Origin of the sequence: Kordiimonas marina (assembly GCF_023006325.1) — a bacterium.
Lineage (GTDB): Bacteria > Pseudomonadota > Alphaproteobacteria > Sphingomonadales > Kordiimonadaceae > Kordiimonas > Kordiimonas marina.
The window spans coordinates 482130-493864 of sequence record NZ_JAINDF010000004.1 but is presented as its reverse complement, the minus strand read 5'-3'; the positions used below and the strand labels follow the sequence as shown (position 1 = coordinate 493864).

The 11735-nt window shown below is 61.6% G+C and carries 9 protein-coding genes; 2 read left to right on the top strand and 7 right to left on the bottom strand.

Translation table 11 applies throughout. From position 1 onward, the window contains the following. Nucleotides 1–67: 67 nt before the first annotated feature. The 4 genes from K6118_RS11665 to K6118_RS11650 form a co-directional block, all read right to left on the bottom strand. A complete protein-coding gene (locus K6118_RS11665) occupies nucleotides 68–886 on the bottom strand; it encodes an aldo/keto reductase (RefSeq protein WP_247120531.1) in 819 nt (272 codons plus the stop codon). Nucleotides 887–913: 27 nt separating this feature from the next. Continuing rightward, nucleotides 914–2728: a glutamine--fructose-6-phosphate transaminase (isomerizing) gene (glmS, locus tag K6118_RS11660; RefSeq protein ID WP_247120530.1), complete on the bottom strand. Its 1815-nt coding sequence runs from the start codon at nucleotides 2726–2728 to the stop codon at nucleotides 914–916. 2 nt (nucleotides 2729–2730) lie between these two features. After that, nucleotides 2731–4092, bottom strand: a complete 1362-nt coding sequence (glmU, locus tag K6118_RS11655; protein ID WP_247120529.1) for a bifunctional UDP-N-acetylglucosamine diphosphorylase/glucosamine-1-phosphate N-acetyltransferase GlmU — start codon at nucleotides 4090–4092, stop codon at nucleotides 2731–2733. 107 nt (nucleotides 4093–4199) lie between these two features. After that, complete coding sequence (locus K6118_RS11650; protein ID WP_247120528.1) at nucleotides 4200–5237, bottom strand: phytanoyl-CoA dioxygenase family protein; 1038 nt, start codon at nucleotides 5235–5237, stop codon at nucleotides 4200–4202. A 244-nt stretch (nucleotides 5238–5481) separates the two neighbouring features. On the opposite strand from K6118_RS11650, the gene K6118_RS11645 reads away from it, so the two are divergent. After that, nucleotides 5482–6594: a sensor histidine kinase gene (locus K6118_RS11645; protein ID WP_247120527.1), complete on the top strand. Its 1113-nt coding sequence runs from the start codon at nucleotides 5482–5484 to the stop codon at nucleotides 6592–6594. A gap of 141 nt (nucleotides 6595–6735) precedes the next feature. Here K6118_RS11645 and K6118_RS11640 read toward each other — a convergent pair whose 3' ends face one another. Continuing rightward, nucleotides 6736–8292 (bottom strand): S10 family peptidase, encoded by a 1557-nt coding sequence (locus tag K6118_RS11640; protein WP_247120526.1) that lies wholly within the window; start codon nucleotides 8290–8292, stop codon nucleotides 6736–6738. Between the two features lie 179 nt (nucleotides 8293–8471). On the opposite strand from K6118_RS11640, the gene K6118_RS11635 reads away from it, so the two are divergent. Then, complete coding sequence (locus tag K6118_RS11635) at nucleotides 8472–9383, top strand: CHAD domain-containing protein (protein WP_247120525.1); 912 nt, start codon at nucleotides 8472–8474, stop codon at nucleotides 9381–9383. Nucleotides 9384–9444: 61 nt separating this feature from the next. On the opposite strand, the gene K6118_RS11630 is transcribed toward K6118_RS11635, so the two are convergent. Next, complete coding sequence (locus K6118_RS11630; protein ID WP_247120524.1) at nucleotides 9445–10671, bottom strand: DUF547 domain-containing protein; 1227 nt, start codon at nucleotides 10669–10671, stop codon at nucleotides 9445–9447. Nucleotides 10672–10832: 161 nt separating this feature from the next. Next, nucleotides 10833–11729 (bottom strand): LysR family transcriptional regulator, encoded by an 897-nt coding sequence (locus tag K6118_RS11625; protein WP_247120523.1) that lies wholly within the window; start codon nucleotides 11727–11729, stop codon nucleotides 10833–10835. Nucleotides 11730–11735: the final 6 nt, after the last annotated feature.

The window sequence follows — 11735 nt, the reverse complement described above, 5'->3', positions numbered from 1 at the left end:
TAGAGAAACAAAAAAAACGGCGCCTCCTGATCGGGGCGCCGTTTTTGTTTGTCGGTTCGGGTGGGGTTCAGTCCCACTTGGGGCTGAAATCCGGGGCGCAGAAGCGCTGGTCTTTCGGCAGCGCCTTGATGGCCGCGCGGTCCGCGTCATCAAGCGTGATACCCCAGGCGTCCAGGTTCGCCTGCTGGCTGACCGTGCGGGCGGCTTTCGGGATGGCGATGACGCCGTCCTGATCGAGGAGCCATTTAAGCGCCACCTGCGCCGCCGACACACCATGCTTTTCGCCGATCTTTTGCAGCGTCTCATTCCCGGCCACGCGGCCCTGCCCAAGCGGGCTGTAGGCCACCAGCGGAATGCCGTGTCCGCGCAGGAAGGTTAGCATCGGCGTCTGGTCCAGGAAGGTGTGATATTCGATCTGGTTACAGGCGATCGGCGCGCCGATCTGTTCCACCGCCTCACGCATCAGGGGCAGGGTGAAGTTGGCGACCCCCATGGCGCGGATCAGGCCTTCGTCCTTCAGCTGGCCGAGGGTTTCAAGCGCCCCACCCAGGTTCATGCCCGGTGCGGGCCAGTGGATCAGGTAAAGGTCGAGTTGGTTGAGGCCGAGCTTCTTCAGGCTGCTCTCGCACGCGCGGCGCATGGCATCCGGCGCCAGGTGGTCGTACCAGACCTTGGTGGTGACATGCAGGTCAGACCGCGGTACACCAGCCGCGGCAATAGCGGCGCCCACCGCTTCCTCATTGTCGTACATTTCCGCGGTGTCGATATGGCGGTAGCCAAGCGCGAGCGCATTCTCGACCGCCTTCTGGCCCTCATCCCCCGTCAGCTTGAAGGTGCCGAGCCCAAGCTTGGGCAGGCTGATGCCGTGAATATCGATCGTTTCCATGGGGGCTTCCTCCATATGTGAGCGGCGTTATTCCACCGTGACGGATTTGGCGAGGTTGCGGGGTTGGTCCACGTCCGTGCCTTTTTCGACTGCGGTATAATAGGCCAGCAGCTGCACCGGAATGGCGTAGAGGATTGGCGCCACCAGTTCGCCCGCGCTCGGCATCGGGAAGCGGTCCAGAAGGCCTTCCTCATCCTCGGCATTGTCGGAGATCAGCACCACACGGCCACCGCGCGCCATGATTTCCTGCAGGTTCGACATGGTCTTGTCGATCAGGCCGTCATTGGGGGCGAGGCCGATCACCGGCACGGTTTCGTCAATCAGTGCGATCGGGCCGTGCTTCAGCTCCCCCGCGGCATAGCCTTCGGCGTGGATATAGCTGATTTCCTTGAGCTTGAGCGCGCCTTCCATGGCGATCGGGAACTGGATGCCGCGGCCGACGAACAATATGTCACGCGCGGGCGCGATCTGGCGGGCGATGTCCGCCATTTTGCCGTCCGCGTGCAGCACCTGCGCCATCAGCTTCGGTGTTTGTTCAAGCTCGGCGATATAGGCGGCTTCCTGCGCCGCATCCACCAGCCCATGCGCCGCGCCAAGTTTGATGGCGAAAGCGGCGAGCACGGCAAGCTGGCAGGTGAAGGCCTTGGTGCTGGCGACGCCAACTTCGGGCCCGGCATAGATGGGCAGGGCCACGTCGGCTTCACGCGCCATGGTGCTGCCCATGACATTCACAAGCACGGCGATATGCTGCCCGGCCGCCTTGGCGTGGCGGAGGGCCGCCAGTGTGTCCGCCGTTTCGCCGGACTGCGAGATGAAGATGGCCAGCCCGTCCTTTTGGTAGACCGGCGCGCGGTAGCGGAATTCGGAGGCAATATCCACTTCGACCGGCACCCGCGCGATCTTCTCGATCCAGTAGCGGGCGACGAGCGCGGCATAATAGCTGGTGCCGCACGCGACCAGCGTGACCTTGTTCACACCCGCGAGGTCGAACGGCATGTCGGGCAGGGTGACGGTGCCGCTGTTGGGGTCCAGGTAGCGCCCCAGCGTCTGCGCGACCACGGTCGGCTGCTCGAAGATTTCCTTCTGCATGAAGTGGCGGTAGTTGCCCTTGTCGACCATGGTGGCGGCCACCTGGCTCAGCGTCACTGGGCGCTTAACCGGCGCGCCTGCGGCGTCATACACCTGCACACTTTCCCGGCTCAATTCGGCCCAGTCGCCTTCCTCGAGGTAAATCAGCTTGCTGGAAAGACCGGCGAGCGCCATGGCGTCCGAGCCCAGATAGTTTTCACCGTCGCCAAGGCCGACCACCAGCGGGCTGCCTTCGCGCGCGCCGAACATCAGGTCGTCCTCGCCCGCGATCAGCACACAGAGGGCAAAGGCGCCTTCAAGGCGGCTGAGGGTTTTATGGAAGGCATCCCGTGGCGCCAGGCCTTCATCCAGATAGCGGGTTAAGAGGCGGGCGACGACTTCGGTGTCGGTCTCGCCTTCGAACGTGACGCCAGCTTTCAGGAGCTCATCCTTGAGCGGGCGGAAATTCTCGATAATGCCGTTATGGACGATCGCCACGCGGCCGGTCATGTGCGGGTGGGCGTTGGCTTCGGTGGGCGAGCCGTGGGTGGCCCAGCGCGTGTGGCCGATACCGGCCATGCCGCCGAGCGGGTCAGCCTTAAGCGTGGCTTCAAGATTCGCGAGCTTGCCTGGTGCGCGCCTGCGGCCCAGCGTGCCGTCCTCAACGGTGGCGACGCCGGCGGAATCGTAGCCGCGGTATTCAAGCCGCTTCAGCGCTTCCATCATGCGCGGAACCGCAGGCGTGTTCCCGAGAATGCCGATAATGCCACACATAGTCAGTTGCCCTTTTTCTGCTCGGCCTTCTTGGCCGCTTGGCGTTCCCGGAAAGTTTTGGCGAAGCCTTCGCGCCCTTCCTGACGGCCGCGCGCGACCGCAAGCGCATCATCCGGCACGTCTGCGGTGATCACGCTGCCCGCGCCAACCATCGCGCCCGCACCCACATTCACAGGCGCGACAAGCGCAGTGTTGGAACCAATGAAGGCCCCGGCGCCGATGGTGGTCTGGAACTTCAGGAAGCCATCATAATTGCAGGTGATGGTGCCCGCGCCGATGTTGGCGTCGGCGCCGATGGTCGCGTCACCGATATAGCTGAGGTGGCTGACTTTCACGCCTGCGTCCAGCGTGGCCTTTTTGATTTCGACAAAGTTGCCGATCTTGGCACCCGCACCGATGTCCGCGCCGGGCCGGAGCCGTGCGAACGGGCCAACGGATGCGCCTGCACGTACGGTAGTGCCTTCGAGGTGCGAGAAGGCCTTGATGGTCACACCGTCTTCCACGGTCACGCCGGGGGCGAACACCACGTTGGGTTCCACGCTCACGTCACGGCCAAGCACCGTGTCATGGCTGAAATAAACACTGTCCGGGTCGGTGAGGGTCACGCCCGCGTCCATCGCTTCCTGGCGCTTTTTTGCCTGGAAGAAACGTTCGGCCAAGGCGAGGTCGGCACGGCTGTTGACGCCGAGCACGTCGTCTTCGGTGGCTTCCACCACGGCGACACCATGGCCTTCCTGGCGGGCAACGGCCACAAGGTCGGTCAGATAATATTCCCCGGCGGCGTTATCGTTCTCAAGCTGGTCCAGCCAGCCATAGAGATGTGCGCCGTCGATCACCATCATGCCGGAGTTGCAGAGGCCGATGGCGCGTTCTTCTGCGTTGGCATCCTTATATTCGACAATGCGCTCGAGCGCGCCGTCCGCATCCTGCACCAGCCGGCCATAGCGGCCGGGGTCGGCGGGACGGAAGCCGAGGACGACAAGCCCGGTGTCCGGCGTGGCATGACGAGCGGCGATCATCGCCTGCATCACAGAAAGCGGGATGAAGGGCACGTCGCCATAAAGCACGATCACGTCGCCGGTGTGCGGGCCGACGGCATCGCGGGTTTCGAGGACCGCGTGGCCGGTGCCCAGTTGTTCGGCCTGCGTGACGATTTCCACATCAGGGGCCGCGGCCGCGACCTGGTCCCGCCCCATGCCGACGACCAGCAGCGTGCGCGCGGGCGCGAGGCCCGAAACCGTATCCAGCAGGTGGCGCAGTATCGGCTTGCCGCCGATCGGATGCAGGACCTTATGCAGGTCCGACTTCATGCGGGTTCCCTTGCCTGCGGCAAGAATGATGGCGGTGATATCCTGTGCAGGCATTGCTCTGCTAAACCCCTGAAAAAATAACGTTAATGGACAATAGCGCTAACGCACGACAATCTGAACAATAATTCGGCAATATGATGGCGGATGGCGAAGATTGGCAGTTAGTCCTCAAGCCCGTCCAGCATCTTCTCCGCCGGGATCAGGTGCCAGGTGGCGGGATAGCCTTTCTGCGCGGCTTCCCGGTCCTTATGGCGCCAGAAGGCTTGCGTCAATGCGTATTCCAAACGGCTGAGCGCAAGGCTGGCGAAGCCCGGCAGCGGGTTCATCGGGTTATGGCGGCTATAGGCCCATATCTCCAACCGGCTTGCGCCTTCGGCTGCTTGCCCGCGGCCATGGAAGCCGTTGGTGTTGGCGATGACGAAGGTCCCTGCCTTTGCGGTCAGCCCTTCGGGCGCGGGCAGGTCCATGGCCTTGAGATCGTCGTCATCGGCCCGGAAGGACCCTTTTTCGGAATAGCCGTCATGAATGCGCGCCGCGACGAGGGAGCGCCTGTATTCCCACCCGAGCCGCTTGAGCGTCAGCTTTTGGGAGCCGCGCACATAGGTGAACGGCCCTTTCTCGGGCGTGACGTCCTCCAGGAACAGCCAGGCCTTCATGGTGGGGTGGAACGTGTCCGAATGCATGGCTTTCTGCGGGTCAGCGGCGCCCTCACACCAGCCATTGCGGATGCGCTGGATATAGAGAAGCGGCCGGTGCGCCTTGGCACCACAATAGTAAAGCCGGTGCAGGAAACCCTTTGCCGTTACCGCTTTATTGAGCTGTGGGCAGGGGACCAGCATGTCGTCCGTGAGCAGGATTTTCTGGGTCGCGGTATCGCCCTGCAGCATCTGGCGCGCCTCGCCCTTATAGGCGGCAAGCTCGGCGCGGATGGCTTTGACCTCGTCCGCCGACAGGAAGCCTTCAAGCGCCACAAAGCCGTCCCGGTGATAAGCCGCTCGCTCGCTCGGGGGCATCATCGGCCTCAGCATCAGCCAGCGGATATGCGCGAACCCATGCGCCAGCACGACGCGCAGCACATGCAGCCCAAGGAAATTCAGGAGCCGCGCGCCCAGAATGGGGTTGGCCTTGAAAGACTTGCCGCCGCTCAGGAGGCCAAGCAGCCAGATGGGCCACATATGGATGTAAAGAATGCGCGGCATAAAGGGCTTTCCACAGCTGAATTGGAACCGGTTTTCTATGTAGCCTGTTTGATCCGGCCTGTCATGCCCGGGTTATGGCCGTTACGGTATTGGGGCTTCCGGGCATGAATTTAACTGTTATAGTGCAGGGGTGAACAGCCTGGCTGTTTCATTGACCGATGATCTCATACGGACCGATTGGGGGGACTATGAGCAAAAGGGACGCTAAATCAGCGGCATCCGCCTTCTGTAGAGGGAGGGCGGGATGAACCTGATGCATGCCGACTTGCTGATCTTTCTGGGCATCGCGACGGTTCCGGCCGCGCTGATCGTCCGCTATAAACGCTGGCGCGGGTTGGACTTCGGCCTGAAGTTCGTCTTCGTCGGTACCATGATCCTGACGCTGACCGCGCTTGTCGACTATCTCGAAAAGACCCCGCTTTTCGACGAAATGCTGTCGCTGGCGCCGCTCAAGACATGGAACATGCTGGAGGCCCTGGTGGGCTACCTGCCGGGGATCGTGCTGACCGGGATCGGGCTTTCCCGCTTTTTCCAGGTTTCCCTCATGCTGGAGGAGGAAGTCCGCCGCCGCAAGGAGGTGGAGGCCGAGCTCCGGCAGCGGACGGTAGAGCTTCAGCACGCGGTGGAGGAGGCTGAAAAAGCCAACCGTGCCAAAACCGAATTCCTCGCGAAGATGAGCCATGAGCTCAGGACGCCGCTCAATGCCATCATTGGGTTTTCCGAGGTGATGAACCTGCAAATCTTTGGGCGGATTGGGGAAAAACGCTACGAAGAATACAGCAATTTTATCCATAGAAGCGGGAAGATGCTTCTGGATATCATCAGCGACATTCTCGACCTGGCCAAGGTCGAGGCTGGGAAGCTTGAGCTTGAGGAAGAGGAGTTCAGCCTCGATGCTTTGGTTGAGGAATGCCTGCCGATCGTCGAGTTCAATGTTCGCGAGGCCGGGCTGACGCTGAGCCGCGAGATCACCAAGGACATGTATATTCTGGCCGATAAACGCATCGTCCAGCAGATGCTGTTCAATCTGCTTTCGAACGCCATCAAGTTCACGCCGGGCGGCGGGCATGTGACTGTGGGCTGTTCCATCGCCAATGACGGCAGCTATGTCCTGATGGTGAAGGATGACGGGGTCGGCATGACCGAGGATGAAATCGATACGGCATTGGAACCGTTCGGGCAGGTGGAAAGCGTGATGACGCGCAGCCACGAAGGCACCGGGCTTGGGCTGTCGCTGGTCAGGACCTTCATCCAGCTCCATGGCGGCGATATCGTGATCGATTCCGACCGGAACAAAGGCACGACCGTCAGCCTGCGCTTCCCGAAATCGAGGATTGTGGCCAAGGCGGCGGAGTAGGGGCACCCCCCCCTGACCTGATTTCATTCCACACCCGACATGAAAAAGGCCGCCCGATGAAGGCGGCCTTTTGGGGTGTTACGTGCTGTTGCACGGCGCCCGGACGCTGTTGCCTCTGCAACAGCTTGGGCTCAGGCGCGGTTACTTGCCGTCTTTCTCATGGTCGTAGGCCTCAATGAAGGCGCGGACGTCATGCATGAGCTTCAGGCGCGACTGCTGGTGCACATACATCATGTGGCCGGACTGGTAATATTTATACTCGACCCGGTCCTGCACGATCGGCGGTTCGGCCATGGCATTTTCCGCGCCGAAGAAAGGCGTGGCGAAATCATAATAGCCCTGGGCGACCAGCACATGCATGTCGCTGTTCCGGCGCATGGCCTTGCCGAGCATCGGCACCACATTCACCATGCGGCCCCCGTTCGGCAGGCTTTTGCCCCAGATGTTCCAGTTCCAGGTGAAATTCTTGTCGCTGTAGGCGCTGTTCTTGTAGGCCCGCTTGTCCAGCTTCACGCCAAGGAAGTTCTTCAGATGGTCATTGATCGCGACCGTGTAGGCGTTGCCTGAAGCGTAGGAGAAGGGATCGGCTTCCGGGTATTCGCCAGCGGAATCCGGTTCTTCACCCAGGTAGCGGCTGTCCAGCCGCCCGACGACCTTGCCCTGGTCACGCATCAGTTCCTTGAAGAAGCGGAACACATTGATGCGCATGTTGGTGGCCTTCAGGTAGGATTTCTTGAGGCCGGTATAAGCGTGCAGCTTGTCGATGATTTCCGCCTGCTTGGCATCCGACAGCCGCGCGCCGGCAATCAGCGCCTCGGCATAATCGGTGCGGGCGAAATCCCGCACTTCCTGGAGGAAGGGCTCCAGCGCCTTCGGCTTGTTGGGCAGCATGTCATGGTACCAGGCGGTGGCGGCATAGCTCGGCAGGAACGAGACATAGGACATCACGCTGCCCGCCTGGAAGCGGCTCATGTGATAATCCAGCACCGTGGAGATCAGCACGATACCGTTGAGCCCGATATTGTGGCGGTTGGTCAGCTGGTCTGCCACCACGGCGGAGCGCAGTGTGCCATAGCTTTCACCCGCCAGGAATTTCGGGCTGTTCCAGCGGTTGTTGTTATCGATCCACTGGTGGATGAAGCGCGCGACCGACTTGCCGTCTTCGAGCACGCCCCAGTGTTTCTTCGGGTCTTCCTTGCCGAGCGCGCGGCTATAGCCGGTGCCGACCGGATCGATGAACACAAGGTCGGAAACGTCGAGGATGGTGTCATGGTTGTCCACCACCTTGTAGGGCGGGGCGCCGTCATCGGCGGGGTTGTCCGGGATGATCACGCGCTTGGGGCCGAACGCGCCCATATGCAGCCACATGGAGGCCGAGCCGGGCCCGCCGTTATAGATGAAGGTCACGGGCCGGGTCGATGGGTCCTTCACGCCTTCCTTGATGTAGGCATAGGTGAAAAAGGTCGCTTCCGGCGTGCCGTCCGCGGCTTTGATGAAGGTATCGCCCGCCACCGTGCGGTAGCTGACCTTCTTGCCGTTGAAGGTGCCTGTCTTCTCGGTGACGAACTCAGCCGGTTTTTCGATGTCCGGGTTGCCGAATTCGGTCTTCGGTTTTGCGTCATCGCCAGCGAATGCGGGGGCGGTCACCTGCGCGGTCAAAAGCGACATGGCGGCTGCCGCCATCAAGAGCCGTTTCATGGCCTCTCCTCCTCAAAAAAATTCCCATATAAATGTAACCCTTTGGTAGCCGATAGATTGCGGGCCGGGAAGTCAAGTTTAGGTGAGCTGAGGCCCTTTGCCGCAGGCTGGACCTGCATGGCTTCTGCAAGGCCCCGAATTTTGCTATGAAAGGGAGACCTCAGCATGTGGAAGCCTCGATGGCCGACAAGACACAAACCATATGGCCGCGCCCAAGCGCGGTGGTGACGGCGGTGCGGCGCCAGCTCAAGCATACGCTGGGCGCCACCCGTGTGCCGACCCGCCAGCCGCGGGCGGCGGTTCATAAATGCCGTAAGGGCGGCAAGCGGCTCAGGAGCCTGCTGATCCTGCTGGAGCCGGCTTACGGGCAGGATGCGCTGATGGCCGAGCGGCAGCTCAGGAAGGCCGCGCGCAAGCTTGCTGACTTCCGTGACGCCACCGCCCGTGTTCAGTGCCTGGACCGGCTGATCGCGGCGGCCCCCACCAAGGCGGCGGCAAACCCGTTACGCATGCTCAGGCGGCAGATGGTCGCCCACGCGTCCTACACCCTGGACCCCGAGGCGGTGACCGCCGCGCTCACCCGTTTCCACAGTTCGGTGCACCGCGTTCAGGCGGAAATCATCGGCTGGCCCAAGGCGGTCCCGGACCGCGGCACGGTGCGGCAAGGCTTCGAAAACACCTACCGCCGCACCCGGCAGGATTTTCAGGCCGCGTTCGATAGCCCGGACCCGGACCATCTGCACGCCTGGCGTAAAAGCCTGCAGCATTTCCGCCACCAGATGCGCCTTCTGGCGGCAGATAGTAAAAAGGCGGCGACCCCGACACCGGAACAGGCGGCGTTGGCCGAGCGTGTGGCGCTTATCGATGCTGTGTCAGACTATCTGGGCGAGGACCATGACCTGCATGTATTGGAGATGTTCCTTCATGCCGGCCCGTTCGAGTTGCCGCCCGCGACGGTGGCGGCCTTCGACGCTGCGGCAAAGCGCGAAGCTACCCGCCTGCGCGACGCTGCCTTCTCAGCCGGTGCCACGCTCTTCTGGCGCAAACCCAAGGCTTTTATCAGCCTGATGGATGAGGCGGGTGCTGCCTGAAAAAGCGAAGGCCGCCTCGGGTTGAGGCGGCCTTTCTGCTGGGGGTTTTAGCCCTAAAGCCTTACTTCTTGGGCTTGTCTTCCTTTTTCTTCTTCTTGGCCGTGTCGTCATATTCCTCGACCTGGACATCGCCTTTCATCAGGCTCTTGTTCTTGTGAACCTGCTTCAGATAGTCCTTCACGAAATCCGGGAAGCGCAGGTCGACATCGTAGGTTTTGAAGTCGGCATAATTGTCGATGTTCATCTCCCCCATGCCGAGGTTGGCGCCTTCACCTTTCGAGGTGCCATAACCCTGTGCGGCATGGACGATCACGGTGGTCAGCGCCGCCCGGTTGGACGCGCTGGCGTTGCTGGCGTGCGCGATACCGCCTGAAAGGTCCGCGATATAATAGTCATTGGTTTTGGCCTCGATGTGCTTGATGTCCATGATGCGCGCGCGTTCGGCCGGGTCTTCCGTCAGCTTGGCCAGATGGTCCTTCAGGTCCTTCTTGAAGTGCGGGAACAGGGCCTTGTTTTCCTCATAATAGTCGGAAACACGCAGCTTCTTGCCGCTGAAGCGCATCCCGCGGCTGGTGGAGATGAATTCCTTGGCGTTCTGGATCAGCAGCTTATGGACATTATCGCCGGTGAAGGCTTCGTCCATGATGTTCGGCCCGCCGATATAGCCCTGGAACATGCCGTACATTACCAGCGAACTGTCCCACTTGTTGATGATGATATTATGGATATCGTTGAGCGACAGGGGCACGCCCGAAACCTTCAGGACCTTCTTGTCCCACAGCGAATGGCGGCCGTACTTCAGCTTCTTCAGGCTTCTGACCGGATATTCCTTGGAGATCTCTTCAATCAGCGTGATGTTGTAGAGGTTCAGCCAGTAGGCCAATTGTTCGTGTTCGTCCCACAGCTTGAGCGGTGCCTGATCCGGCACTTTCTCAAGCTCGGTGCGGATTGTATCCAGCGCTTTCAAATTGGCCGGGTTGTTGGCGAAGGCCTTGAAGTAGAGGCGGTTGCCTTCGTTGCGGGTACTTTTGGTATTGCCGTGGACAACCCGTGTACCGATTTCAGGACGGGGGGTTGAGGTGGACCCGCGGCCGCTCGAACGACCGGCATCCAGTACGGTTATCTGCAGGATACGGTTCCAGTCGCCATAATTGATCTGGATCGGTGAGCCCGGGCTCGCGCCCCGGAAGGGCTCAGGTATCTTGCTTTCATCCGCGTGTGCGGACAGCGCGAAGACGCCCATCCCAGCCAGCGCGGCAACGATGCACAACTTGAGTTTGTTCAGCATGGTTTGCTCCCCCTGATATTCAGCAGTTTCTCTGCGGCTTACGCCACAGGCCCCCTTCCTGCTCACAAGGAGAAATTGTGCCGAAGCCTAAGCCAAAAGGCAAGGTCAGCTAAACCAATGGTCTATGAGTCCGGGGAGGCTTCGGCGGGGCTTGAGGGCGGTCAGTTTATGCCGAGAAGCACACGGCGTTCGCTGGCCAGCAGGGTTTTGATGAAGCCGCACACCCGGTCTACGTGGGGCTCGTGCCTGAGTTCGGCGTGGGCGACCAGCCACAGGTCGCGCATGATGCTCAGCTCACCGGGCAGCACCGGGGTCAGCCCCTTCATGCGGTCCGCGACGAAGCAGGGGAGCAGGGCGATGCCGAGCCCGGCTTCGGCGGCGTTGGCCTGGCCGGTGACGCTGGTGGTGCGGAAAATCACCTGCACGTCACCCAGCGCCTTGTCGAGGATCTGAAGTTCCGGCACGGGCAGCAGGTCATCCACATACCACAGGAAATGGTGGGGTTTCAGGTCCGCAAGCCGGACGATGGGCGGATGCTGCTGCAGATAGCTGGGTGCGGCATAAAGCCGGAGCCGATAGTCACCGACCTTTTCACTGACCACGCGGCCGTGGCCGGGCGGGGCGAGCGTGATGGCGGCGTCTGCGTCCCGGCGGCTGAAATTGAGCGTGCGGGTTTCGGCGATCAGCTCCAGCGTGACACCGGGGGTGCTTTTGTGGAAGCTCATGCAGTGGCGGGCGAGGAACTGGCTGCCGAAGGCTTCCGGGGTGGCGAGGCGAACGGTGCCGACGGGGCCTGAAGCCACAGGCGCGATATCGTCCATCAGCTGGAGCGAGCCAGCCTCGATCCTCTCGGCATGGCCGATCAGCCGGCGGCCGTTTTCATTGAGGCGGTAAGCGCGGTTTTCGCGGTCGAACAGGGGAACGCCGAGCGCTTCTTCGAGCGCGGCAACACGGCGGGCAACGGTGGTGTGGTCTACCCCGAGACGGAGAGCAGCCGCCGCGAGCTTGCCGCGGCGGGCGAGTTCCAGAAAATAGCGCAGGTCGTTCCAGTCAAACATACGTCT

Excerpts from the sequence above, each read along its gene's own strand:
- K6118_RS11665 (WP_247120531.1), bottom strand. The coding sequence starts at position 886 with ATGGAAACGATCGATATTCACGGCATCAGCCTGCCCAAGCTTGGGCTC.
- glmS (WP_247120530.1), bottom strand. The coding sequence starts at position 2,728 with ATGTGTGGCATTATCGGCATTCTCGGGAACACGCCTGCGGTTCCGCGC.
- glmU (WP_247120529.1), bottom strand. The coding sequence starts at position 4,092 with ATGCCTGCACAGGATATCACCGCCATCATTCTTGCCGCAGGCAAGGGA.
- K6118_RS11650 (WP_247120528.1), bottom strand. The coding sequence starts at position 5,237 with ATGCCGCGCATTCTTTACATCCATATGTGGCCCATCTGGCTGCTTGGC.
- K6118_RS11645 (WP_247120527.1), top strand. The coding sequence starts at position 5,482 with ATGAACCTGATGCATGCCGACTTGCTGATCTTTCTGGGCATCGCGACG.
- K6118_RS11640 (WP_247120526.1), bottom strand. The coding sequence starts at position 8,292 with ATGAAACGGCTCTTGATGGCGGCAGCCGCCATGTCGCTTTTGACCGCG.
- K6118_RS11635 (WP_247120525.1), top strand. The coding sequence starts at position 8,472 with ATGGCCGACAAGACACAAACCATATGGCCGCGCCCAAGCGCGGTGGTG.
- K6118_RS11630 (WP_247120524.1), bottom strand. The coding sequence starts at position 10,671 with ATGCTGAACAAACTCAAGTTGTGCATCGTTGCCGCGCTGGCTGGGATG.
- K6118_RS11625 (WP_247120523.1), bottom strand. The coding sequence starts at position 11,729 with ATGTTTGACTGGAACGACCTGCGCTATTTTCTGGAACTCGCCCGCCGC.